General features: G+C 71.9%; 20 protein-coding genes. 9 read left to right on the top strand and 11 right to left on the bottom strand.

The window, feature by feature from the left end:
- Positions 1-64: 64 nt before the first annotated feature.
- Positions 65-1,756, top strand: coding sequence for a proline--tRNA ligase (locus OG214_RS10635; protein ID WP_405984609.1), 1,692 nt, complete (start codon positions 65-67; stop codon positions 1,754-1,756).
- A gap of 76 nt (positions 1,757-1,832) precedes the next feature.
- Here OG214_RS10635 and OG214_RS10630 read toward each other — a convergent pair whose 3' ends face one another.
- From OG214_RS10630 to OG214_RS10620, 3 genes are read right to left on the bottom strand one after another with little or no spacing between them, the layout of a single operon-like run.
- Positions 1,833-2,753, bottom strand: coding sequence for an aminoglycoside phosphotransferase family protein (locus tag OG214_RS10630; protein ID WP_405984608.1), 921 nt, complete (start codon positions 2,751-2,753; stop codon positions 1,833-1,835).
- A 32-nt stretch (positions 2,754-2,785) separates the two neighbouring features.
- Positions 2,786-3,208, bottom strand: a complete 423-nt coding sequence (locus tag OG214_RS10625; RefSeq protein ID WP_405984607.1) for a DUF4439 domain-containing protein — start codon at positions 3,206-3,208, stop codon at positions 2,786-2,788.
- Positions 3,208-3,753 (bottom strand): hypothetical protein, encoded by a 546-nt coding sequence (locus OG214_RS10620; protein WP_405984606.1) that lies wholly within the window; start codon positions 3,751-3,753, stop codon positions 3,208-3,210. Before OG214_RS10620 ends, OG214_RS10625 begins: the two co-directional genes overlap by 1 nt.
- 187 nt (positions 3,754-3,940) lie before the next feature.
- Between OG214_RS10620 and rimP the strand changes: the two genes are divergently transcribed.
- The 8 genes from rimP to OG214_RS10580 all read left to right on the top strand — a co-directional run bounded on the left by rimP (position 3,941) and on the right by OG214_RS10580 (position 12,546).
- Positions 3,941-4,438: a ribosome maturation factor RimP gene (rimP, locus tag OG214_RS10615; protein ID WP_363085928.1), complete on the top strand. Its 498-nt coding sequence runs from the start codon at positions 3,941-3,943 to the stop codon at positions 4,436-4,438.
- A gap of 2 nt (positions 4,439-4,440) precedes the next feature.
- Positions 4,441-5,493 (top strand): transcription termination factor NusA, encoded by a 1,053-nt coding sequence (gene nusA, locus OG214_RS10610; RefSeq protein WP_363085927.1) that lies wholly within the window; start codon positions 4,441-4,443, stop codon positions 5,491-5,493.
- 256 nt (positions 5,494-5,749) lie between these two features.
- Positions 5,750-6,040 carry a YlxR family protein gene (locus tag OG214_RS10605; protein WP_363085926.1) on the top strand — a complete coding sequence of 97 codons (291 nt, stop codon included), beginning with the start codon at positions 5,750-5,752 and terminating at the stop codon, positions 6,038-6,040.
- Positions 6,041-6,189: 149 nt separating this feature from the next.
- Entirely contained in the window at positions 6,190-9,375 is a 3,186-nt protein-coding gene (gene infB, locus OG214_RS10600) for a translation initiation factor IF-2 (RefSeq protein ID WP_405984605.1), read from the top strand.
- 166 nt (positions 9,376-9,541) lie between these two features.
- Positions 9,542-9,835, top strand: a complete 294-nt coding sequence (locus tag OG214_RS10595; protein ID WP_405984604.1) for a DUF503 domain-containing protein — start codon at positions 9,542-9,544, stop codon at positions 9,833-9,835.
- 55 nt (positions 9,836-9,890) lie between these two features.
- A complete protein-coding gene (rbfA, locus tag OG214_RS10590; protein ID WP_363085733.1) occupies positions 9,891-10,370 on the top strand; it encodes a 30S ribosome-binding factor RbfA in 480 nt (159 codons plus the stop codon).
- Positions 10,367-11,266 carry a tRNA pseudouridine(55) synthase TruB gene (gene truB / locus OG214_RS10585; protein WP_365906302.1) on the top strand — a complete coding sequence of 300 codons (900 nt, stop codon included), beginning with the start codon at positions 10,367-10,369 and terminating at the stop codon, positions 11,264-11,266. Before rbfA ends, truB begins: the two co-directional genes overlap by 4 nt.
- Positions 11,267-11,592: 326 nt before the next feature.
- Positions 11,593-12,546: a bifunctional riboflavin kinase/FAD synthetase gene (locus OG214_RS10580; RefSeq protein ID WP_363084323.1), complete on the top strand. Its 954-nt coding sequence runs from the start codon at positions 11,593-11,595 to the stop codon at positions 12,544-12,546.
- Positions 12,547-12,630: 84 nt separating this feature from the next.
- Here the strand turns inward: OG214_RS10580 and OG214_RS10575 are convergent, their stop codons facing one another.
- From OG214_RS10575 to eccE, 8 genes are all read right to left on the bottom strand, one after another.
- Positions 12,631-13,629, bottom strand: a complete 999-nt coding sequence (locus OG214_RS10575) for an ABC transporter ATP-binding protein (protein ID WP_405984603.1) — start codon at positions 13,627-13,629, stop codon at positions 12,631-12,633.
- Between the two features lie 79 nt (positions 13,630-13,708).
- Positions 13,709-14,689 (bottom strand): ABC transporter ATP-binding protein, encoded by a 981-nt coding sequence (locus OG214_RS10570; protein WP_363084324.1) that lies wholly within the window; start codon positions 14,687-14,689, stop codon positions 13,709-13,711.
- A 95-nt stretch (positions 14,690-14,784) separates the two neighbouring features.
- Positions 14,785-15,732 (bottom strand): ABC transporter permease, encoded by a 948-nt coding sequence (locus OG214_RS10565; protein WP_363084321.1) that lies wholly within the window; start codon positions 15,730-15,732, stop codon positions 14,785-14,787.
- The gene (locus OG214_RS10560; protein WP_382852368.1) at positions 15,729-16,805 is read right to left on the bottom strand and encodes an ABC transporter permease; all 1,077 of its coding nucleotides are present in this window, start codon (positions 16,803-16,805) and stop codon (positions 15,729-15,731) included. The genes OG214_RS10565 and OG214_RS10560 overlap by 4 nt, the downstream gene beginning before the upstream one ends.
- A gap of 3 nt (positions 16,806-16,808) precedes the next feature.
- Entirely contained in the window at positions 16,809-18,683 is a 1,875-nt protein-coding gene (locus OG214_RS10555) for an ABC transporter substrate-binding protein (protein WP_405984602.1), read from the bottom strand.
- 196 nt (positions 18,684-18,879) lie between these two features.
- On the bottom strand, positions 18,880-22,239 hold the full coding sequence (locus OG214_RS10550; RefSeq protein ID WP_405984601.1) for an SCO5717 family growth-regulating ATPase: 3,360 nt from the start codon (positions 22,237-22,239) through the stop codon (positions 18,880-18,882).
- Positions 22,240-22,567: 328 nt separating this feature from the next.
- A complete protein-coding gene (locus OG214_RS10545; protein ID WP_363083206.1) occupies positions 22,568-23,338 on the bottom strand; it encodes a hypothetical protein in 771 nt (256 codons plus the stop codon).
- The gene (gene eccE, locus OG214_RS10540; RefSeq protein ID WP_405984600.1) at positions 23,338-24,618 is read right to left on the bottom strand and encodes a type VII secretion protein EccE; all 1,281 of its coding nucleotides are present in this window, start codon (positions 24,616-24,618) and stop codon (positions 23,338-23,340) included. Before eccE ends, OG214_RS10545 begins: the two co-directional genes overlap by 1 nt.
- Positions 24,619-24,781 lie beyond the last annotated feature (163 nt).

Genomic DNA, 24,781 nt, shown 5'->3' with positions numbered 1-24,781 from the left:
CCCCGGCTAACCTCCAGGCATCACCCGAGAGAACGCAGAACGCAGAACGCCAGGAGTGTTCCCCATGTCCCAGGTCCAGCGCATGTCCCGTTTGATGGTCAAGACACTGCGCGACGACCCGGCGGACGCCGAGACCCTCAGCCACAAGCTGCTCGTCCGCGCGGGGTATGTCCGCCGTACGTCCGCCGGCATCTGGAGCTGGCTGCCGCTGGGCAAGAAGGTCCTCGACAACATCTCACGCGTCGTCCGCGAGGAGATGGACGCGATCGGCGCGCAGGAGGTGCTGCTGCCCGCGCTGCTGCCCAGGGAGCCGTACGAGGCCAGCGGCCGGTGGGAGGAGTACGGCGATCTGCTGTTCCGTCTCAAGGACCGCAAGGGCGCCGACTATCTGCTGGGCCCGACGCACGAGGAGATCTTCACCCAGGTCGTCAAGGACCAGTGCACGTCCTACAAGGACCTGCCGGTGATGCTGTACCAGATCCAGACCAAGTACCGCGACGAGGCCCGGCCGCGCTCCGGTGTGCTGCGCGGCCGTGAGTTCCAGATGAAGGACTCGTACTCCTTCGACACCACGGACGAGGGCCTGGCCGAGTCGTACGCGCTGCACCGCGCCGCGTACCAGAAGATCTTCGCCCGGCTCGGTCTCGACTTCCGTATCGTCTCCGCGGTCTCCGGCGCGATGGGCGGCTCCGCGTCCGAGGAGTTCCTGGCGCCCGCCGCGGCGGGCGAGGACACGTTCGTGGACTGCCCGGCGTGTGACTACGCGGCGAACACGGAGGCGGTCACTTTCGCGGCCCCCGCGCCCGCCACGGCGGAGCACGGCCCGGTCGAGGAGCTGGACACCCCCGACACCCCGACCATCGAGACGCTCGCCGCGTACCTCGGGGTGTCGGCCTCGGCGACCCTGAAGAACCTGCTCGTCAAGGTCGACGGCGAGATCACCGCGGTGGGCGTCCCCGGCGACCGCGAGGTGGACCTCGGCAAGCTGGGCGAGCACCTCGCGCCCGCCGTGGTGGAGCTGGTGACGGCCGAGGACTTCGAGGACCGGCCCGAGCTCGTACGGGGCTATGTCGGCCCGCAGGGCCTCAAGATCCGCTATATCGCGGACCCCCGGGTCGCGCCCGGCACCGCCTGGATCACCGGCGCCAACAAGCCCGGCACCCACGCGCGCGATGTGGTCTGCGGACGGGACTTCGAGGTCGACACCTATCTCGACGTGGTCGTCGTCGAGGAGGGCGACCCGTGCCCCGTGTGCGGTACGGGCCTCAAGCTCGACCGCGCGATCGAGATCGGCCATATCTTCCAGCTCGGCCGCAAGTACGCCGACACCTTCCAGCTCGATGTGCTGGGCCAGCAGGGCAAGCCCGTACGCGTGACCATGGGCTCCTACGGCATCGGCGTCTCGCGCGCCGTCGCCGCGCTGGCCGAGCAGACGGCCGACGAGCAGGGCCTGTGCTGGCCCCAGGAGATCGCCCCGGCGGACGTCCATGTCGTGGCGGCGGGCAAGGCGCTCCAGACGGAGCTGGCCCTCCAGGTCTCCGAGAAGCTCTCGGCGGCGGGGCTGCGCGTGCTGGTGGACGAGCGGCCCGGGGTCTCCCCGGGCGTCAAGTTCACCGACGCCGAGCTGATCGGCGTACCGCACATCCTGGTGGCGGGCCGCCGTTCCGCGGAGGGCGTCCTGGAGCTGAAGGACCGCCGTACGGGCGAGCGCGAGGAACTGACGGCCGAGGAGGCCATCGCCCGCCTCACCGCCTGACCTCACGGACCGGGGGGCTGTGCCCCCCCGTCCGCCGTCGCCGTACGGGCCCGAATCCTTTCGGGCCCGTAACGCGTTACAGCCAGCCCGCGAACTCCAGCAGGAGCTCACCGCTCTGACGGCGGCCCGCCCCCAGCGCCCGCACCCCCGACTCCACCGCGCGGAACAGCGTCCAGCCCCGCAGCCGCTCCCCGTCCACCTCCAGCGAATCGGCCAGTCTGCTCACCCGTCTGCGGGCCGACGAGGGCCCGGAAGAGGCCGCCACCAGGTCCTCCACCCGGTCACGGACCAGCCGGGCGAGATCGTAGGCCCGCTCACCGACCAGCGGCTCGGGGCCCACCGCGAGCCAGGGCGTCCGGTCGCCCGCGAGCACCTTGCCCTGGCCGAAGGCGCCGTGCAGGAGCCGGGTCTCCGCCGAGGAGGCGCAGAGCTCCTCACGCGCGGCCAGCGCGGCCGACACGAGCGGCGCGAGGCTCCCGTCCTCCGGAGCGCGCAGCGCCGCCGCCTCCCGCGCCGTCCGCCCGGCCACCGTCTCGAAACCATGGCCCACGGGCGGGTCGACCCAGAGCTTGCGTACCGTACCCGCCGCTTCCAGCAGGGCCTTCGCCTCAGGCAGGGAGCGGAGCGAGATCTCCGGCTGGAGACGTTCCAGCAGCAGCGCGCCGTCCGCGGGGGAGGTGGGGGAGGCGGAGTCGGCGGCGTCGAGCAGTTCGACCGCGCCCCAGCCCTTCCAGTGCGCCAGCGCCGCCCGCTCCAGCGAGGGAGCCGCGAGGGACGGGGCGACCTTGAGCGTCGCGGGGGATCCGTCGGACCGCCGTACGAGCACCACCAGACCGCTCCGGCCGCCCGGCGCGACCACCCGCTCGACCTCCAGCCCCCGCGCCGCGACCGCCTCCCCGGCAAGGGCGGGGAGCCGGTTCAGCCACTCGGCGGCGGCCGGCTCGCCGTACTGCCGGCCGAGCGCGCGCACCAGACGCTGCGGCGGTTCGAAACCCATACGTGCGTCGTTCCCCTTCGTGGCCCGTGGGCTCACACGCGCTCGGCGAGCCCAGGAAAGGCTACGCCGGTGCCGCGCCAGCGCACCGCGCGTACCGCGGCCTCCCGCAGCGCGTCCGCCGCCTCCCGCCGCAGCGGCCCCTCGGCGGCCCGGACGAGATCGGAGTAGACACCCGCGATCCGGTCCTCCAGCTCGGCGGCGAGCCGTACGGCCGCGGCGGCGTCCGGCACCGCGAACGGCAGGGCGTACGCGGGCTCCGCCACGGCCGGCTTCCCGCCGAGGTCGCGCACGGTCCGGGTGAGCGCGTCGCGCCGGGCCCGGTGCGCGGTGTACGCGGCGTCGGCCTCGCCCCGGCGGTCGCCGCCGACCCGGCCGCCGACGACTCCGTACCCGTACGCGGCGGCGTGCTCCGCCGCGAGTGCGGCCTGCGCGGCGGCCAGCGCACCGGTGCTCACTAGCGGGATCCTTCCGTCAGCAGATAGGCGTGGGCGGCGCTCGCCGCCGCGAGGGAGGCCAGCAGCCTGGCCAGCTCCGGGGGCGCGTCCATAAGGGTGGCGGTGTGCGCGTCGGCGGTCCGGCGCTCGGCCGTCGCCAGCGCCTTGAGGGCCTGCGCCGGGTCGTCCGCGACGGCGGGGAGCACCGGCGGCCTCGGTCCGGTCGAGGCACCGGGGGACTCGGACCCGGACCCGGGCCCGGACGCGGAAGGGGCGGACGAGGGTAACGGGCGCGCGGACTCGCGTGCCGCCGGCGCCAGCGCGTCCACCTGCCGCGCGACCGCCGTCCGCAGCGGGGTCAGCAGTTCGTCCTCGTCCGGGTGGCGTGCCAGCACCGCGTCGTACTGTCCGAGCAGCGCCCGGCTGGTGGCGGCGGACCGCCGCCGCAGCGCGCTCTCGGTCCGCGCGGCGCCCGTCCCGCTCGCGGACCTCCGTCCGCCCGCGGAATCGGAGGTACAGCCCGCCAGCAGACCGGCCGCCGCGGCTCCCGCGGCGCCCGCGGCCATGAGCGCACGCCTCCGTGTCGTCCCCGTGCGCCCCACGCGTCTCTCCTCGGGCCTCGCGATGATCACCGCAGGCGAGCGTACCCGCGGGTCATCGACGGGTGGACGGCAACACCCCTTCGGACCGGATACCCTTTGATCTGACACACGACGATCCCACAACAGCACACGCGGCCGAGGAGTCACCCGGATGAGCACCACCCAGAGCGAAAGGCTGCGCGGACTGCTGGAACCGCTCGTCAGCGCGAAGGACCTGGATCTGGAGGAGATCGAGGTGTCCCGGGCAGGCAGGCGTCGTGTGCTGAGAGTCGTGGTCGATTCCGACGAGGGCGTGGACCTCGACGAGTGTGCCGAGCTGAGCCGCTCCATCTCCGAGAAGCTCGACGAGACCGACGCGATGGGCGAGGACGAGTACCAGCTCGAAGTCACCTCCCCCGGCGCCGAGCGCCCTTTGACCGAGCACCGTCACTATCTGCGCGCCGTCGGCCGGCTGGCCAGATTCCAGCTCCACGAGGACGGCGAACTGGTGGCCCGCATCCTCACCGTGGACGACGAGGGGCTCGGTCTCGAAGTGCCGGGTGTGAAGGGGCGCAAGCCCACCGCCCGCCGGGTCGAGTTCGCGCGGATCGCCAAGGCGCGGGTGGAGATCGAGTTCAGCCGCAAGGACAAGAAGGAAGAGGAGGCGTAGCCGTGGACATCGATGTGAAGCTCCTGAAGGGCTTGGCACAAGAGAAGGAGATCCCCTTCGATCTGCTGGTCGAGGCGATCGAATCCGCCCTCCTCATCGCCTACCACCGCACGGAGGGCAGCCGCCGGCACGCGCGGGCCGTTCTGAGCAGGGACAACGGCCATGTCACGGTCTGGGCCAAGGAGGACCCCGCCGAGCTGGAGGAGGGCCAGGAGCCCAAGGAGTTCGACGACACCCCGTCGGACTTCGGCCGGATCGCCGCGACCACCGCGCGCCAGGTCATCCAGCAGCGGCTGCGGGACGCCGAGAACGATGTCACCTTCGGCGAGTACGCGCGCCGGGAGGGCGATGTCGTCGCCGGTCTGGTCCAGCAGGGCAAGGACCCCAAGAACGTCCTCGTCAAGCTGGACGACAAGCTGGAGGCCATCCTTCCGGTGCAGGAGCAGGTGCCGGGCGAGGAGTACACGCACGGTCTGCGGCTGCGTACGTATGTGGTGCGGGTGGCCAAGGGGGTGCGCGGCCCTTCGGTCACGCTCTCCCGTACCCACCCCAACCTGGTGAAGAAGCTCTTCGCGCTGGAGGTCCCGGAGATCGCGGACGGCTCGGTCGAGATCGCCGCGATCGCCCGCGAGGCCGGCCACCGCACCAAGATCGCCGTACGGTCGACCCGTTCCGGCCTCAACGCCAAGGGCGCGTGTATCGGTCCGATGGGCGGCCGGGTCCGCAATGTCATGGCCGAACTGCTCGGTGAGAAGATCGACATCGTCGACTGGTCGGACGACCCGGCCGAGATGGTGGCCAACGCGCTCTCCCCGGCCCGGGTCAGCAAGGTCGAGGTCGTGGATCTCGCCGCGCGCTCGGCGCGGGTGACCGTGCCGGACTACCAGCTCTCGCTGGCGATCGGCAAGGAAGGGCAGAACGCACGGCTCGCCGCCCGGCTCACCGGCTGGCGGATCGACATCCGCCCGGACACGGAGCAGACGGACGACGACCGTGACCGCGGTGGCGACCGCGACCGCGAGCGTGGCGGTGACCGCGAGCGCGAGCGTGGCTGACCGCCGGCGCCGGCGGCGGGCCCCCGGGCTCCGTGGCCGGCGGGTTCCGCTGCCGTCGGGCTCCGGGCCGTCGGTCCGTCGGGTGCCGGTCCGTCGGGTGCCGGTCCGTCGGGAATGATCTCGGGAGGGTCCCTGTCGCACACCGCGACGGGTCCCGTGCCACGAGCCGGGACGAGCTGACACGATCTTCACAGCTGTCACGCGTTCGAGTCTTGCCCCAAAGGGGTGAGGTCGGCGCGGGGAGGTAGACTTGAACATGTCCGGCCGGACGAGCGCCCGAGCCTGCCCTGAGCGAACCTGCGTGGGATGCCGGGAACGAGCGGCCAAGAACGATCTGCTGCGCATCGTGGTGGTCGGGACGCAGTGTGTCCTCGATCGACGCGGTACGCTGCCCGGCCGGGGTGCGTATACGCACCCCGCCTTGAACTGTCTCGATCTGGCGGTCCGCCGCCGGGCGTTCCCCAGGGCCTTCCGGGTCCAGGGTCCGCTCGACAGCGCGGAGCTGCGCCGGGCCTTCGAGGCAGTGACGGTGCAGGCAGCACTGTAGGAAGAAGTACGGCACGGAACCCCGTGCGGTTCAGGTACCTCGCGAGTTGGAAGTAGGTCGAGATTGCGATGAGCACTCGATGAGTACGCGATGAGTACGCCCATGAAGTAGCGACGGTCCGGCGGTAACCCGGACCTAAAAGGAGCGAAGTGGCTAAGGTCCGGGTATACGAACTCGCCAAGGAGTTCGGCGTGGAGAGCAAGGTCGTCATGGCCAAGCTCCAAGAACTCGGTGAATTCGTCCGTTCGGCGTCGTCGACGATCGAGGCGCCGGTTGTACGTAAGTTGACTGATGCTTTGCAGGGGCCCGGCGGCAACGCCGGCAAGACCACTGCCAAGCCCGGGGCGCCGCGCAAGGCGACCCCCGCCAGGCCGGCCGCACCGGCCGCCCCCGCCGCCCCGTCGGCACCCTTGCCGGGGGCCTCGGCCCAGACGGCGCGTCCCGCCGCACCCAAGCCCGGTGTCCCGGCTCCCAAGCCGGCCGTCGCCGAGGCTCCCAGGAGCACTCCCACCGCGCCGAGCCCCGGACCCCGTCCGGCGCCGGCCCCCAGGCCCGCCCCGGCCACGCCGAAGCCGGCTCCCGCCGCTCCGGCCGCCCCGGAGTTCACCGCGCCCCCGTCGGCCCCGGCCGCCGGTCCCCGGCCCGGTGCCACCCCTGGACCGCGTCCGTCGGCCCGCCCCGGGAGCGACCAGCGCGACCAGCGCCAGGGCGGCGACCGTGACCAGCGTGGCGGCGACCGCGAGCAGCGCGGTGGAGACCGCGATCAGCGCCAGGGTGGCCGCTCCGGCGGTGCGCGCCCCGGTCAGGCCCCGCGTCCCGGTGCCCGTCCGGCCGGTCCGCGTCCTGGTAACAACCCCTTCACCTCCGGCGGTTCCACCGGTATGGCGCGCCCGCAGGCGCCCCGTCCCGGCGGCGCCCCGCGTCCCGGCGGCCCCGGTGCCCCCGGCGGTCCGCGTCCGCAGGGCTCCGGCCAGGGCGGTCCCCGTCCGCAGGGCGGTCCCGGCGGTCAGACCGGACGTCCCACCCCCGGTGGTATGCCGCGTCCGCAGGCCCCCCGCTCCGCGAGCGGTCCCGGCGGCGGCCCCGGTGGTAACCGTCCCAACCCGGGCATGATGCCCCAGCGTCCCGCGGCGGGTCCCCGTCCCGGCGGCGGTCCCGGCGGTGGCCGTGGTCCCGGCGGTGCGGGTCGTCCCGGCGGCGGTGGCGGCGGCGGTCGTCCCGGTGGCGGCGGTGGCTTCGCGGGTCGTCCCGGCGGCGGTGGCGGCGGCGGTGGCTTCGCCGGCCGTCCCGGTGGCGGCGGCGGTGGCGGCGCTCCGGGCCGTCCCGGCGGCGGCGGTGGCTTCGGCGGTGGCGGCGGTGGCCGTCCCGGCTTCGGCGGACGTCCGGGTGGTCCCGGTGGCCGTGGTGGCACACAGGGCGCGTTCGGCCGTCCCGGCGGGCCCGCCCGTCGTGGCCGCAAGTCGAAGCGGCAGAGGCGCCAGGAGTACGAGGCCATGCAGGCCCCGTCGGTCGGCGGTGTGATGCTGCCCCGTGGCAACGGACAGAGCGTCCGGCTGTCGCGCGGTGCGTCGCTCACCGACTTCGCGGAGAAGATCAACGCCAACCCGGCGTCGCTCGTCGCCGTGATGATGAACCTCGGCGAGATGGTGACGGCCACCCAGTCCGTCTCCGACGAGACCCTCCAGCTCCTCGCCGACGAGATGAACTACGTCGTCGAGATCGTCAGCCCGGAGGAGGAGGACCGCGAGCTGCTCGAGTCCTTCGACATCGAGTTCGGTGAGGACGAGGGCGGCGAGGAACTCCTCGTGTCCCGGCCGCCGGTCGTGACCGTCATGGGTCACGTCGACCACGGTAAGACCAGGCTGCTGGACGCGATCCGCAAGACGAACGTCGTCGCGGGCGAGGCCGGCGGTATCACCCAGCACATCGGCGCGTACCAGGTCGCCACCGACGTCAACGGTGAAGAGCGCAGGATCACCTTCATCGACACCCCGGGTCACGAGGCGTTCACCGCCATGCGTGCCCGTGGTGCGAAGTCCACCGACATCGCGATCCTGGTGGTCGCGGCCAACGACGGTGTGATGCCGCAGACGATCGAGGCGCTGAACCACGCCAAGGCGGCCGATGTGCCGATCGTGGTCGCGGTCAACAAGATCGATGTCGAGGGCGCCGACCCGACCAAGGTGCGCGGTCAGCTCACCGAGTTCGGGCTGGTGGCCGAGGAGTACGGCGGCGACACCATGTTCGTCGACATCTCCGCCAAGCAGGGTCTGAACATCGACAGCCTGCTGGAGGCCGTGGTCCTGACCGCGGACGCCTCGCTCGACCTGCGGGCCAACCCGGAGCAGGACGCGCAGGGCATCGCGATCGAGGCCCATCTCGACCGCGGCCGCGGCGCCGTCGCCACCGTGCTCGTCCAGCGCGGCACGCTGCGCGTCGGTGACACGATGGTCGCCGGTGACGCGTACGGCCGGGTGCGGGCCATGCTCGACGACAACGGCAACAACGTCGACGTGGCGACGCCCTCGACGCCCGTCCTGGTCCTGGGTCTTACCAATGTGCCCGGTGCCGGTGACAACTTCCTGGTGGTCGACGAGGACCGTACGGCCCGGCAGATCGCCGAGAAGCGTGCCGCCCGTGAGCGGAACGCGGCCTTCGCCCGCAGGGGCGTCCGGTTCTCCCTGGAGAATCTGGACGAGGCCCTCAAGGCCGGTCTGGTGCAGGAACTCAACCTCATCATCAAGGGCGACGCGTCCGGTTCGGTGGAGGCCCTCGAGTCCTCGCTGCTCCAGCTCGACGTCGGCGAAGAGGTGGACATCCGGGTCCTGCACCGCGGTGTGGGTGCGGTCACCGAGTCGGACATCGACCTGGCCATGGGCTCCGACGCCATCGTGATCGGCTTCAACGTGCGCGCCGCGGGGCGTGCCGCGCAGATGGCCGAGCGCGAAGGCGTGGACGTCCGGTACTACTCGGTCATCTACCAGGCGATCGAGGAGATCGAGTCCGCCCTCAAGGGCATGCTCAAGCCGGAGTACGAAGAGGTCGAGCTCGGTACGGCGGAGATCCGCGAGGTCTTCCGCTCGTCCAAGCTGGGCAACATCGCGGGTGTTCTCATCCGCTCCGGCGAGGTCAGGCGGAACACGAAGGCCCGGCTCATCCGCGACGGCAAGGTCGTCGCGGAGGACCTCAACATCCAGGGTCTGCGCCGCTTCAAGGACGATGTCACCGAGATCCGCGAGGGCTTCGAGGGCGGTATCAACCTCGGAAACTTCAACGACATCAAGATCGACGACGTCATCGCCACCTACGAGATGCGCGAGAAGCCGCGCGGCTGACGCACAGGGCGGTCGCTGGAGGACTCCTCCAGACCCCCGAGGTCCGGGGCCGGTCGACGGTATGTATTTCCGTCGATCGGCCCCGGCCGTTGCGTGTACGGTTCTTGTGCCCCTGCCAAGCGCTGGCAGGGCACCGAACCCGTACCGGCGGGACATCCGGACATGCATGTATGTGGGGACGCTGTCCTTCGATCTGCTTCTCGGCGACGTACGGTCGTTGAAGGAGAAACGCTCCGTTGTCCGGCCGATCGTCGCCGAGCTCCAGCGGAAATTCGCGGTCAGCGCGGCGGAGACCGGCAGCCAGGACCTCCATCGCAGGGCCGAGATCGGTCTGGCGGTGGTGTCCGGTGACTGGCGCCATCTCACCGAGGTGCTCGACCGGTGCGAACGCATGGTCGCCGGGCATCCCGAGGTGGAGCTGCTGTCGGTACGGCGGCGGCTGTACGGCGACGAAGACTGACCAGATGAAGACTGACCAGTAGACAAGAAAACCCAGAAGGAAGAGTGACGGACCGGTGACCGACAACGCGCGGGCCCGCAAGCTGGCCGATCGCATCCAGGTCGTGGTCGCGGAGACCCTGGACCGGCGTATCAAGGACCCGCGACTGGGGTTCGTGACCATCACGGACGCCCGTGTCACCGGAGACCTGCGGGAGGCCACGGTCTTCTACACGGTCTACGGCGACGACGAGGAGCGCGCGGCCTCCGCGGCGGCCCTGGAGAGCGCCAAGGGCGTCCTCCGCTCCGAGGTGGGCCGCCAGACCGGCGTCCGCTTCACCCCGACGCTGGCGTTCGTCCCCGACGCCCTGCCGGACAACGCGCGCACCATCGAGGACCTTCTCGACCGGGCGCGTGCCAAGGACGCCGAGGTACGGGAGGTGTCCACCGGCAAGACATACGCGGCCGGGGCCGACCCGTACCGCAAGGCGGACGACGCCGACGACACCCCCGACGGTGTGGACGGGGACAGCACGGACGGTGCCGCCGCGGAATGACTCAGCAGAACAGGACGCCCGACGGCCTTGTCATCGTGGACAAGCCGTCGGGCTTCACTTCGCACGATGTCGTCGCCAAGATGCGCGGAATCGCCGGAACACGGCGCGTCGGCCATGCCGGCACCCTGGACCCCATGGCGACGGGGGTCCTCGTCCTCGGTGTGGAGCGGGCCACGAAACTGCTCGGACATCTCGCGCTGACCGAGAAGGAGTACCTCGGCACGATCCGGCTGGGGCAGAACACCGTGACCGATGACGCGGAGGGCGAGATCACCTCGTCCGCGAACGCCTCCCTGGTCGCGCGTGACGCCATCGACAGCGGGATCGCGGCGCTGACCGGCGCGATCATGCAGGTGCCCTCCAAGGTCAGCGCCATCAAGATCGACGGCAAGCGGTCCTACGCACGGGTGCGCGGCGGCGAGGAGTTCGAGATCCCGGCGCGGCCGGTGACCGTCTCCTCGTTCCGGCTGTACGACGTACGCGAGGCCGTCGCCGACGACGGCACCCCGGTCCTCGATCTGGTCGTCTCCGTCGTCTGCTCGTCCGGTACGTACATCCGTGCCCTCGCCCGCGATCTCGGCGCCGGGCTCGGGGTAGGCGGCCATCTCACCGCGCTGCGCAGGACCCGGGTGGGCCCGTACGCGCTGGACGCGGCGAGAACGCTGGACGAGCTCCAGCGGGAGCTGACCGTCATGCCGGTCGCGGAGGCCGCCGCCGCCGCGTTCCCGCGCTGGGACGTGGACGAAAAACGGGCCGGGCTGCTGCTCAACGGCGTACGGCTGGACATGCCGGCCTTCGACTCCGCGCCGGTCGCCGCGTTCGGCCCCGAGGGGCGCTTCCTGGCGCTCGTCGAGGCACAGCGCGGCAAGGCCAAGAGCCTCGCCGTCTTCGGCTGACACCGCGACGGCGCCGTCTTCGGCCGGGACCGCGGCGGCGGGCTCTGCCCGTCAGGGCCACCGTGACCGGCCCACCGTGGAGCCGGGCAGGCGCACCTGCCCGGCTCCACGGCCCCCCTCCGAGAGGGATCTGTCCATCCCGCGCCCGTCATTCACCCCTGCGAGCAGGCGCTCGGAGGGGAGAGACGGTGCACTGGGGGGCGCGTTCGCACCTGGGTTGCTTCCGGCGCCCGGTGGCCGATGCGTGCCACGGGTGCGGGGCATGGCAGTCTTAGCATTGCGTGACTGGAAATGACGTACATGGGTTCGGGCGAGGAGCGGTCTCAGTGCAGCGCTGGCGTGGCTTGGAGGACATTCCCCAGGACTGGGGGCGCAGCGTCGTCACCATCGGCTCCTACGACGGGGTGCACCGCGGACACCAGCTCATCATCGGCCGCGCGGTGGAGCGGGCACGGGAGCTGGGAGTGCCGTCGGTCGTCGTGACCTTCGACCCGCACCCCAGCGAGGTCGTACGGCCGGGCAGCCATCCGCCGCTGCTCGCCCCGCACCACCGGCGCGCCGAACTGATGGCGGAGCTGGGCGTGGACGCGCTGCTGATCCTGCCGTTCACCGTCGAGTTCTCCCGGCTGTCCCCGGGCGACTTCATCGTGAAGGTCCTGGTCGACAAGTTGCACGCCCGTGCCGTGATCGAGGGCCCCAACTTCCGCTTCGGCCACAAGGCCGCGGGGAACGTCGCCGTACTGGCCGATCTCGGTATCACCTACGACTACGAGGTCGAGGTCATCGATCTGCGGGTGACCGGGGAGGCGGGCGGCGGCGAGCCGTTCTCGTCCACCCTCACCCGCCGGCTGGTCACCGAGGGCGATGTCGCGGGCGCGGCGGAGATCCTCGGCAGGCCGCACCGGGTCGAGGGCGTGGTGGTGCGCGGCGCCCAGCGCGGACGTGAACTCGGCTATCCCACGGCCAATGTGGAGACCCTGCCGCACACCGCGATCCCGGCGGACGGGGTGTACGCGGGCTGGCTCACGGCGGACGGTGAGCGGATGCCGGCGGCGATCTCGGTCGGTACGAACCCCCAGTTCGAGGGGACGGAGCGGACGGTCGAGGCGTACGCGATCGACCGGGTGGGGCTGGATCTGTACGGGCTCCATGTGACCGTCGACTTCCTCTCGTACGTCCGCGGGCAGCGGAAGTTCGAGTCGATCGAGGCGCTGCTGGAGGCGATCGCCGACGACGTCAAGCGCTCACAGGCGCTGACGGAGGAGTACGACGCCCGGTAGGACGCCAGGACCGCAGAAAGCAGGACGCAGACGCAGGACGCCGGGGCGCCCGGCGGGCGGGGCGCGGGGGAGTGCACCGCTCGCTCACCTCGCCGTCGCCCAGTGGCACGCGACCTGCGTGGCCGGGCCGCCCGTCAGCACCGGCGGTGAGTCCGTACGGCACCGTTCGTCGACCCCCGCCCGCGCCGCCTCGCCCGAGGCGAGCACCTGGCACCGGGCGTGGAAGCGGCAGCCGTCCGGGATGCGCGACGGGTCCGGCGGCTCGCCCATGAGGACGACCGGCGTCCGCCCCGACTCCGGCAGCACGGACAACAGCGCCCGTGTGTAAGGGTGCTGAGGGTCTGTCAGTACGTCTTCCACCGGGCCCGTCTCCACGATCCGCCCGAGATACATCACCGCGACCCGGTCCGCGATGTTCCAGGCCAGACCCAGATCGTGTGTCACCACCAGCGCGGAGAGCCCGAGTTCCGCACGGAGAGACAGCAGCAGCGCGAGGATTTCACCCCGTACGGACGCGTCCAGGGACGCCACCGGCTCGTCGGCGACGATGAGTTCGGGTTCGAGGACGAGCGCGCCCGCGATGACGACCCGCTGCCGCTGACCACCGGACAGCTCGTGCGGGTAGCGGAGGAAGAACCGCTCGGGCGGCCGGAGACCGGCCCGGGACAGCGCCTGGGCGACGGCCGCGCGCTCATCGCCCCGGTAGCCGTGGATCCGGAGTCCCTCGGCCACCGCGTCGTACACCGTATGGCGCGGATTGAGCGAGCCGCTCGGATCCTGGAGCACGAGCTGTACGCGCTTGCGGTACGCCTTGAGGGAGCGGGCACCGTACCCGAGCGGCTCCCCGGCGAAGGTCACCCGGCCCCGGGTGGGCGGCACCAGACCGAGCAAAGTCCGCGCCAGTGTGGTCTTGCCACAGCCGGACTCGCCGACCAGGGCGACGATCTCCCCGGCGCCGATGTCGAGATCGACCCCGTCGACGGCGCGGGCCGGAGGCGCGCCGCGCCGCCCGGGGAAGGTGACATTCAGCTCGGCGGCCGACAGCAGGGGCGGGAGCGGGGAGGTGTCGGTGGTCGTCGTCATGGGTGGCTCCTGAAGGGTGGCCGGGCTTCACGGGGTTTCGCGGTGTTTCACGGGCGAGGGCGTACGGCGGGGGCGGCCCTCACCGCGGCGGCTCCGCCAGGGGGACCGCGGAACCCACCCGCACACATGCCGCGCTCCGGCCGGGACCGGCCGCCCGCAGTGTCTGGTCCTCGCGCGCGCAGACGTCCAGCGCGACCGGGCAGCGCGGATGGAACGTACAGCCGGACGGCAGCGCCGAGGGGTCCGGCGGATCACCGGGCAGTCCACGCGGAGCGCGCCGGGACGCGAGATCCCCGACGCGCGGGAAGGCGGCGGAGAGCGCCCGGCCGTAGGGATGCTCCGCCGCGTCGTAGACCTCCCGCGCCGGGCCCTCCTCGACGATCCGGCCCGCGTACATCACGGCGAGCCGGTCACAGGTGTCCGAGAGCACCGCCAGATCGTGGCTGATCATCAGCAGACCGATGTCCCGCTCCGCGACCGACCGCTCGATCAGCCGCAGGATCTGCGCCTGGATCATCACATCCAGCGCGGTGGTCGGCTCGTCCGCGACGATCAGCCGTGGATCGCAGGCGAGAGCCATCGCGATCATCACCCGCTGACGCTGTCCGCCGGAGAGCTCGTGCGGATACGCGTCGGCGCGCGCGGCGGGCAGACCGACCTGTTCCAGCAGTTCGGCGGCGCGCGAGCGGCCGGCCGCCGGGGTGGCACGCCCGTGCAGCAGCACCGGCTCGGCGATCTGGTCCCCGATCCGGTGCACCGCGTTGAGCGAGTGCATGGCCCCCTGGAAGACGATCGACGCCCCCGCCCACCGTACGGCGCGCAGCCGGCCCCACTTCATGGTGCGGACGTCCTCGCCGTCGAGCAGGATCTCGCCGGTCAGCCTCGCCGACGGCGGCAGCAGTCTGAGCAGCGCCAGTGCCAGGGTGGACTTGCCGCATCCCGACTCCCCGGCGACACCGAGCTTCTGTCCCGGCCCGAGGGTCAGATCGACGCCCCGTACGGCGGGCACGGCCGACGCCCCCGAGCCGTAGGTCACGGACAGGTTCCTGATCTCCAGCAGGTTCGACGTTCCAGACGTTCCAGAAGTGCCAGATGTGCCAGATGTGTCGGACGCGTCGGTCGCGTCGCTCGCACCGGTCGTTTCCGTCGTTTCTTTCAACGGGGCACCCCCAGCTTCGGGTTGAGCACGGACTCGATCGCACGGCCGCAGAGCGTGAACGCCAGCGCGACGAACGCGATCGCGAGTCCGGGGGGTGCCAGATACCACCAGTGCCCGGAGGAGACCGCGCCCGCCTCCCGCGCGTCCTGGAGCATGCCGCCCCACGAGACGATCGTCGGATCGCCGAGACCGAGGAAGGCGAGCGTCGCCTCCGTCAGGATCGCGCTGGAGATACCGAGCGTGGTCTGCGCGAGCACCAGCGGCATCACATTGGGCAGTACATGGCGGCTCATGATGTGGCCGTGCCCGCCGCCCAGCGCCCGTGCCCGCTCGATGTACGGACGCGACTCGACGGCGATCGTCTGCGCCCGTACCAGTCGCGCCGTGGTCGGCCAGCTCGTGACACCGATCGCCACGATCACCGTCCAGATGGACCGCGACATGACCGTGGCCAGCACGATCGCCAGCACGAGTGTCGGCATCACCAGGAACCAGTCGGTGATCCGCATGGTCACCGTCGCCGCCCAGCCGCCGTAGTGCCCGGCGAGGATGCCGACGAGCGTACCGATGGCCACCGACAGCACGGCGGCCAGCAGCCCCACGGTCAGTGAGATCCGGGCACCCCAGATCAGCAGCCCCAGCAGGGGCCGTCCGAACTGGTCCGTACCGAGCGGGAACCGGCCGCTCGGCGCCTCCAGCGCCTTGCCCGGCGCCCGGGTCACGCTCTGCACATCGCCCCCGACGAGCAGCGGCGCGGTCAGGGCGATCAGCGCGACGAGCGCGAGTCCGGCGAGCCCGAAGAGCCCGGCGCGGTGCGTGCGGTACCGCTGCCAGAAGCGGACCGCCGACGCGCGTCTGCGGGCCCGTGCGAACGAGCGAGCCGCGGTGGAGGCGGGTGGCTCCTCCGGTACGGGGGAGGGACTCGACGGCTTGGCGAAGGTCATCGGCCCACCCGGGGATCGAGCAGCGGATAGAGCAGATCGGCGAGGAGGTTCATCACGATCATCGCGCCGGCGAAGACCAGGAACAGCCCCTGGACCAGCGGCAGATCGGGCACACTCAGCCCCTGGTAGAACAGCCCGCCGAGCCCCGGCCAGGAGAACACCGTCTCCACCAGGATCGAACCGCCCGCCACATGGCCCAGATTGATGAAGACCATGGTGACGGTGGGAAGCAGGGCGTTGGGCACCGCGTGCCGGCGCCGTACGAGGTCGTCCCGCAGCCCCTTCGCCCGCGCCGTCGTCAGATAGTCGCCGCCCATCTCGTCCAGCAGGGAGGCGCGCATCACCAGCAGCGTCTGCGCGTACCCCACCGCGACCAGGGTGAGCACCGGCAGCACCATATGGTGCGCCACATCGAGGATCCGGGCGGGACCGGCCGTATCGCCCGACTCCATACCGCCGGTGGGGAACATCCCGGGGACCGGACCGATCCCCACCGAGAAGACGATGATCAGCAGCAGACCCAGCCAGAAGGACGGCACGGACCAGAGCGTCAGTGCCACACCCGTGTTCAGCCGGTCGCCGGGACCGCCGTGGTGCCAGGCGGAGCGGGTGCCGAGCCAGAGACCGAGAGCCGAGTAGATCACCACCGCGACCCCCGTGAGCAGCAGGGTCGCGGGCAGCTTCGCCGCTATCAGCTCACCGACCGGCGCGTGGAACTGGTACGAGGTGCCGAGATCGCCGGTCAGTGCCTTGGCGCAGTAGTCGGTGAACTGCTGCCACAGCGGCAGATCCAGCCCGAACTGCCTGCGCAGGGTCGCCAGTTGCTCGGCGGAGGTCGGTGCGCCATGGGTCATGGCCCGGACCGGGTCCCCGGGGACGATCCGGAAGAGGAAGAAACTCGTGACGAGGACGGCGAGCAGCGAGACGGCCGCGCCGCCGAGCTTGCCCGCCACATAGAGCGGATACGCGGTCCTGGTACCGGCGCGGGTGCGGGCCGCCGTGCCGGACGGCCCGGTCCGTGCCGGGCCGTCGACTGCGTCCCGCACCACACCGGGAGTGCTTGCGGTGCTCATGGGTCATTCACGGTCTTCCGCGGTGGAACGGCGCCGCATCGCGACGAAGAGCCCGAGCACGGCGGCGACCGCTCCGGCGGCCCCGAGCCCGATCGCCACACCGGTCGAGGAGGAGGACCCGCCGGATCCGCCGCCGCCGTCGGCCGGTACCGCGGACCACCAGCTCCAGTAGCCGTCCTGGCCCCAGAGATTGCCGGCGGCCTCCGGCATCGTCGTGATCGACTTGATCTGGTCCGTACGGTACGCCTCGACCGCGTTCGGGTACGCCATGACATTCATGTACCCGGTGTCGTACAGCCTCGACTCCATCCGCTTGACGAGATCCGCGCGCTTGGCGGCGTCGTACTCCACGGCCTGCCGGGCGTAGAGGCCGTCGTACTCCTTGTCGCAGATGAAGTTGTCGGTGGCGCCGCTGTCCTTGCGGGTGGCGGGGAGCGCACCGCACGTATGAATGGAGAGGACGAAGTCGGGATCGGGGTTGACGGACCAGCCGTCGAAGGCCAGATCGTAGTCGCCGGCGAGCCAGGGGTCGGAGACATTGTCGAGGCACTCGACCTTCAGCCCGATGCCGAGCCCGCCCCACCACTCCTGGAGGTACTTGCCGATGGCCTTGTCGTTCGGGTCGGTGGCATGGCAGAGGATCCGGAAGTCGAGCGGCTTGCCGTCCTTGCCCACTCGCTTGCCGCTTCCGGTCCTCCTGTAGCCCGCCCGGTCGAGCGTACGGGCCGCCGCGGCCGGGTCGTAGGCGATCTTCTGCTCGGCGGAGGGCTCCCAGAAGTACGCACCGAAGCGGGGCGGGATATAGCCCTGGCCCTCGACGGCATGGCCCTGGAAGACCCTGTCGATGATGCTCTCGCGGTCCACCGCCTGGAAGAGCGCCTTGCGTACCGCGGGGTCCAGCAGCGCCGGATGGCCGTTGCCGAATCTCTCGCCGTCCTTCGACCTGGCGCCGGGGTTGACGGCGAGCGCGTAGAAACGGCGGCCCGGCGCGTCGTTGACCTTGATGTTCTCGGCGCTTTTCAGTGCCGAGGCCTGGGCCGGGGTGAGATTGGAGACGAAGGAGACCTCGCCCTTCCGGAGTGCGGCCACGGCCGCGTCCCCGTCCTTGTAGTACTTGAGGAGCAGTTCGTCGAACTTGGGCGTACCACGCCAGAAGTCCTTGTTGGGCTCCAGCCTGATGTACTGGTCGGCCTTGTAGTCCGTGACGATGAACGGCCCGTTGCCGACGATCGGGAACCGCTCGTCGTTGTTGAACTTCGAGAAGTCGCCGACCTTCTCCCAGATGTGTTTGGGCACGATGGGCACATCGAGGGCCGTCATGGTGGCCTGAGGCTTCTTCAACTCGATGACCAGCGTCTTCGGGTCGGGCGCGGTGACCCGCTCGAAGTTGGCGGTGAAACTGCCGTTGGCGGTGGCCGCGTTCGCGTCCGTCATCATCTTGCCGAAGGTCCAGGCGGCGTCCTCGGCGGTGGCCGGCCGGCCGTCGGACCACTTCGAGTCGTCGCGGATGGTGAAGGTCCATGTCAGCTTGTCCGCGGAGGGCCGCCACGCGGTGGCGAAGCCGGGGACCGTACGCGCGTCCTTGGCGTCGTAGTTGGTCAGATACTCGTACGCCAGCCGGTGGACGCTGGTGCTGACGAGCCGCTGGGCCAGGAACGGACTGAGGGAGTCGACGCTCTGACTGACCGCGACGGTGAGGACCCGCTTGCCGTCGTCGGCGGCCTGGGCCTGCTGGGGCGCGGGGAGCAGCGGCTGGACGGGGATCACGGTCCCGGCCACGAGCGCGGCGGACACGGCGGCGGAGACCGGAAGCAGTCGGAGGCGGGGGCGTTGCCGGACGGGCTGCCGCGGTGTCCGCGGCGGAACGCTATGAACCATGGGACGGGGACCTCGTGTTGTCACTCGCACGGAGAAGCCGGGTTGAATCTGGTTCGCCAATCGGTGAAGCGAGGTTTACCAGCGGGCGTCAGGGCGCGTCAACGGCGGCTCAAACAGCGTGTGGGCTGCGGGAATGCGCCGAGGGTCCGCACCGTCGGGACGGTGCGGACCCTCATTGGTATCGACCTCTGCCGCCTTACTGCTGAGGCGCTGGCGGTGCCTGCGGAGGCTGCTGCTGCGGCCATCCGCCCGGCGGGACGGGGCCCTGCAACTCGTTCTGGGCCTGCGGCGGTTGCGGCTGCTGACCGTACGGTCCGGGCAGGGCCGGCTGTCCGGGGTGAGCGGGCTGGCCGGGGTGAGCGGGCTGGCCGGGGTGAGCGGGCTGGCCCGGCTGTTCGGTCTGTCCGGGCGGAAGCTGTCCGGGCGGGGGACCGGCCGGGGTCGCGGGAGACTGCGCCTGGGACGGCGGCGACTGCTGCCAGCCCTGCTGCACCCCGGGCTGGGGCCCCGGTGCCTGCTGCTGCGGATAGGGGTAGTAGGGAGGCTGCGGCTGGCCCTGCTGGGGGTACTGCTGCGGATACTGCTGGGGCGGGTACGGGTGTCCCTGCGCCGGGTGTCCTTGTGCCGGGTGTCCCTGGGCCGGCTGTCCGTACGGGGGCTGTCCGTACAGCGGCTGCCCCTGGGCCTGCTGCCCGGGTCCCGGCATCGGCGGTACGAGATGCGGCGGCGGATTGCCGTCCGCGGTCCACAGCCCCTGGGCCTGCTGGGCCCGCGCGAAGTCCTCGGCGACCAGCGCCGAGAGATGGAAGTACGCCTCACGCGTCTTGGGCCGCATCATGTCGAGGTCCACCTCGGCACCGGCCGCGAGATGCTCGTCGAACGGCACCACGACCACACCGCGGCAGCGGGTCTCGAAGTGCTGCACGATGTCATCGACCTTGATCATCTTTCCGGTCTCACGGACCCCGGAGATGACCGTGAGGGAGCGCTGCACCAGATCCGCGTATCCGTGCGCGGACAGCCAGTCGAGCGTTGTCGAGGCGCTGCTCGCGCCGTCCACGGAGGGGGTCGAGATGATGATCAGCTGGTCGGCGAGATCCAGCACTCCGCGCATCGCGCTGTAGAGCAGACCCGTGCCCGAGTCGGTGAGGATGATCGGGTACTGCTTGCCGAGGACCTCGATCGCGCGCCGGTAGTCCTCGTCGTTGAACGAGGTGGAGACGGCCGGGTCCACATCGTTGGCGATGATCTCCAGACCGGAGGGCGCCTGCGAGGTGAACCGGCGGATGTCCATATAGCTGTGGAGATACGGGATCGCCTGGACCAGATCGCGGATGGTCGCCCCGGTCTCGCGCCGTACGCGGCGGCCGAGCGTACCGGCGTCCGGGTTGGCGTCGATCGCCAGGATCTTGTCCTGCCGCTCGGTGGCCAGGGTCGATCCCAGCGCAGTGGTCGTCGTGGTCTTGCCGACACCGCCCTTGAGACTGATGACCGCGATCCGGTAGCAGGAGAGCACGGGCGTACGGATCAGCTCCAGCTTGCGCCGGTACTCGTTCTCCGCCGCCTTCCCGCCGATCCTGAAGCGCGAACCGGCGGACGGGTTACGGCTGCTCTTCGGCTTCTGCTTGTTGTTGCGCAGCAGACGGTCGGAGGACAGCTCGACGGCGGCCGTGTAGCCGAGCGGCGCGCCGGGGACCGAGCGCTCGCGGTGGTCGTGCGCGACGGGCGAGGGCCAGGCGGTGCCGGCGCGGGGATCCACGGCGGGCGGCTGAGCACCGGGCTGCTGCTGCGGGTGCTGCGAGTGGTGTGGCTGCTGCGGCTGCTGAGCGGGCTGCGGTTGCTGTGGGTGCTGCGGCTGTGCGGCCTGCTGGGCGGGGAGATACGGCGTCTGGGCGGACGGGGGTACGGGAGCGTGTGCGCCCGGGGCGCCGTACGGGGCCGGGTGCTGCTGCGCACCGGGATGCCCGGACTGGTCCTGCTGCTGGGGGAAGCCGTAACCGCTCTGCTGCTGTGCGGGCCCGGGGGTGGGTCCGTACGGTCCCGGCTGCTGCCCCGGCTGCGCCTGCTGGTGCGGGAAGCCGTAACCGGCGGGCGGGACGGCGCCGGGCGGGACGGGGGCGTCAGGACCCGGTACGGCGGGTGGCAGCGCGGCCGGAGGTGTCGTCGCGCCCTGCCCGTGCTGCTGGGGGTGGCCCTGCTGAGGGAAGCCGTAACCGCTCTGCGGCGGCTGCGTGGCCCACGGGTACGGGTTCGCCGGCTGCTGAGGGATGTGAGGCTGGGGCTGCTGCGGCGGCTGTGACTGGACTTGGAGCTGGGGCTGCGGGGTGGCGGGCCGCTCGGCGGCCTGTGCCGCCACGGGCCACTGCGGCGCGGACGCCGGCGCGGCCGGCTGGAAGGCGGGCGGCAGCGGGGGCAGCGCGGAGTCCTGGGGCGCGGGCGGCTGAAGGGCCCAGGACTGGGCCGACGCGGCGGCCGGGGGAGCGTCCTGCGGCTCATCGGCCGCTACGGCGTCCTCGGCGTCCTCAGTGTCCTCGGCGTCCTGAGTCCGTACGGCGTCCTGGGGCGCGGTGTCCTGTACGGCGTCCTCGGGCTCGGCGCCGGACGGTTCGTCCTCGTCCTCGGCCACGCCGTCCTCGGTCGTCGCCTTGTCCTCGGCCGTGGCTCCGGCGGCGGCCTCGCCGACGGTTCCGGGGTCCTTGTCGGCACCGCCGGCACCGTCCGTACCGTCGGCGGTGGGCGTGCTGTCCGTACCGTCGGCGGTGCGCGTGCCGTCCGTACCGTCCACGCGGTCACTGACCGGGGCCTCAGCGACCGGTTCCGCCCCGGGCTCCGACGCGTCGGCCGACGCGTCCCCGTCCCCGGTCCCCGCACCGTCCTTGTCCGTGGGCTCGGCGGGCCGCTCGGAGTCCGCCTCGTCGCCCGACGCCGCCACGGCGGGAGGGGCCACGGCGGGAGAGGGCACGGCGGGAGAGGGCACGCTCTCCGCGTCGGATCCGGCGTCGGCTCCGACTCCGGCGTCGTCGGCGTCGCCGGTCCCGGCGGCGGACGCGGCCGTCCCCGCCGTTCCGTCGTTCCGCGCGGACTCCCGTTCGGCGATCTCCCGTTTGAGCGCCACCGGGGGGAACCGCATCGTCGCCCCGCTCTCCACATCGCCACCGCCGAACGGCTCCGACGTAACGGACGGGGAGTCCGGGGCCGGTGCCCCGGCTGTCGGCGGAGCAGGATCGGCCGCCGGAGCCGGAGCCGGAGCCGGAGCAGGCGCGGGTACGGGCGCCGGGGCCGGCGCGGGCGCCCAGTTCGGCTCGAAGCCGCTGCCCGCGGGCAGCCCGGGTACGGCGACGGGCGCACCCTCCGGCGGCGGGGGTGAGTTCGTGAACGACGCGGGAGCGCCCGAGGCACCACCACCGGACGTGTCCCCCGGCGCGTTCTGCGTGTACCAGGCGGGAGGGGTGTAGTCGATGGTGAACTCACCCGTCATCTCGGGCTCCGCGTCGGACTGATCGTCCACAGGAGGCCGGTTCCAGCCTCCGCGGATCTCGTCCCGATCGCCGTTCACTTTGCCTCCTGGTGTGGTCGAGCACCCTTGTGCCGTGGTGGGCGGGGCGTCCGCATCGCCGTGTCCGGTCCGCCCGGCTCTTCCTCAGGGGGGCCAACCCGCCCGCAGGTTCTCTACTCCCGCGCCCACTCCCACCCTAATCGCCAACGGCGTGGGTACGTCAGGCCGGTTCCGCCCGTCGGCGGCCGCCGGATACGTCATGCCCCGCCCCCAAGTGAACAGCCAGGGGCGGAGCGTGAGGCCGGGGAGCGGTCAAATCCGCATATCTCCCTACGAGATCCTGGCGGAATCCACACCAGCGGGGCGCACAGGGCCCGTTCGGCGGGCCTCAGTCCATCCGGCGCGCGCTACCCAACAATCCGGTCTCGGCGTCCGTCGCCTGGACCATCACGAACTGGCGGTCCCGCGCCGTGCACCAGAGCGTGACCCCGTCGGCCAGGGTGGACAGCGCCTCCGTCTCGGCCCGCGGCAGACTCATGATCCGGCCGATCTGCGCCGCCTCGTCCGGCGACACCCGCTGGACACCGACCAGCCCCGACTTCTCCATCAGCCTCGGCGCCACCGGGCTGAGATAGGGCAGCAGGGTCATCACCGACTGCCAGGGCGCCGAGACCACCCGGCCGCGCGGCGGACGCATACCGCAGTCCCGCACCACGACCACCGGACTGCCGGCCGAGGCTCCCTGCGGGGGCACCCTCCCGACATCGTGCAGCGTCACACACGGCTGACCGCCGCCGGCCGCCTGCGCGAGCGCCGTCCAGGCCTGCGCCCGGCCCGTCTCGACGGCGATCCGCGCCCCCGTCGCCGCCGCGCGCAGCACCAGCACCTGCGCCGTCCACAGACCGCCGATCAGTGTGACGTCGTACGGCGTGGGCCGGTTGATACCGAGCACCGCGGGTCTGTTCCCCGGGTCGACGCCTATCACCATGCCGTCGTCACCGACCGGCAGGGCGAACGCCTCCAACTGCTCGGCCGAGAGCGCGTGACGCTCACGCCGGGGCCCGATCAGCCCGAAGCCGATGCGCGGCCTGCCGCCGCTCCTGGCGGCCCCCCGCGCGGGGGCGGGACCCGACGGGGCGGTGTGTGACGGCACGGACATCATCGAGTACCCCCGAGCGGCAGAGTGGCGAGCATCGCGGGGAGCTGTTCGCGGTCCAGTCGCACCAGCCCGGTCTTCACCCCGCGGGCCGCGCGCTCCAGTTCATGGCGCGCGGTCACCAGCTCGTCGTCGCTGCGGCCGGTGATCCGTATGTGTCCGCCGACGGTCACGCCCTGCCGCTCACCGCGCCCCAGGGTGAGGCTGAAGGTGGTGGCCAGGGCCGGGATCGAGGTCAGCAGCGCGACGAGCTGCGGCATCGAGGCCCCACCACCGCCCAGCTGCGGCCAGCGGCCCACCCAGTAGGTCGTATGCCTGCGGTCGTCGCAGCGCCAGGTGCGCGAGGTCTCCTGGGTGCGCCGGCCCGGTGTGTCCGTACGGCCCGCCTGCGCGATGGCCAGCGGATTGGCGCAGGACGAGATGGCGACGGCCGCGGTCAGCTCCTGCTCCGTCAGCACCGTCGCCCGGAATCCGGCGCCGGTCAGCCGGCTCGCCAGCTGGTCCGCCGCCCGCACCACACACTTCTGGGCCCCCGTCAGACCGCCGCCCCGCGCGGTGACCGCCTCCGGGCACAGCTCGGGATCGAGCTTCAGCGCGATCCAGGTGATCCGGATGGCGGGCGACCCGGTCTGCGCCTGGAGCGGCGCGTAGTTGCGCGCGGCCACCGACTGCTCCGGCAGATGCGGGGCCGGGGCGGGCTGGGTGTGCTGGACGATCTGCGCCGACTCCAGCCGGATGCCGTCGACATCCAGCACGTCCCGTACGAGGGAGACGGGCAGCGGCCGGGCGGAGCGGTCGGGGCGCAGCGCGGTGGCCTCCGACTCGATCTGGAGCACGGCCGTCAGGAACGTACCGTCGCCGATCATCCCGACCGGGCGCCGGTCACGGTCGCTGTACGAGTACGTACGCAGCGCCGGGTCGCACTCGACGGCGGGCGCGAGGCCCGGTTCCGTACCGGGCGGGAGCACCAGCGAGGCGGCCCTGCGCCTACGCGCCCGCAGTGCGACGACGGTCGACAGCCACTCGGGCAGCGAGCGGCGGTGTCTGCGTACCAGCGCCAGCGGTATCAGCAGCGCGGCGATCACACCCGCCGGCATCAGCAGCAGAGGATCGATCACCCAGGCCACCAGCAGCAGGGCGGCGGCGACCTCGATCAGCACGAGTTGTTGCATTCGGAACGGACCGAGATGCCCGCCGGCTCTTGGTCCGGGTGCCGCCGGAGCCCGGGAGGCAGCGGAGGACGGCGCCGCCGCCGCGGGCCGCGTCTGCGTCGCGGAAGCCATGATGGAGAAACCCCCCAGATTGTCCCGATCACCCTGGCCGGCCAGGGCGTTGACGGCTGAATCACCCTACCCGCCCCGCATACGCGCCCGGCCTACAAGGCATAGTAGGGGGCCGGTCCGACAGTCAGGCAGGACCCGGGGGACGCGCCGACCGGACGGGGCC

The organism is Streptomyces sp. NBC_00872, from assembly GCF_045161915.1.
Lineage (GTDB): Bacteria > Actinomycetota > Actinomycetes > Streptomycetales > Streptomycetaceae > Streptomyces.
Note: the sequence above shows the minus strand (reverse complement) of the source record. Positions and strands in the feature narration are given on the sequence as shown.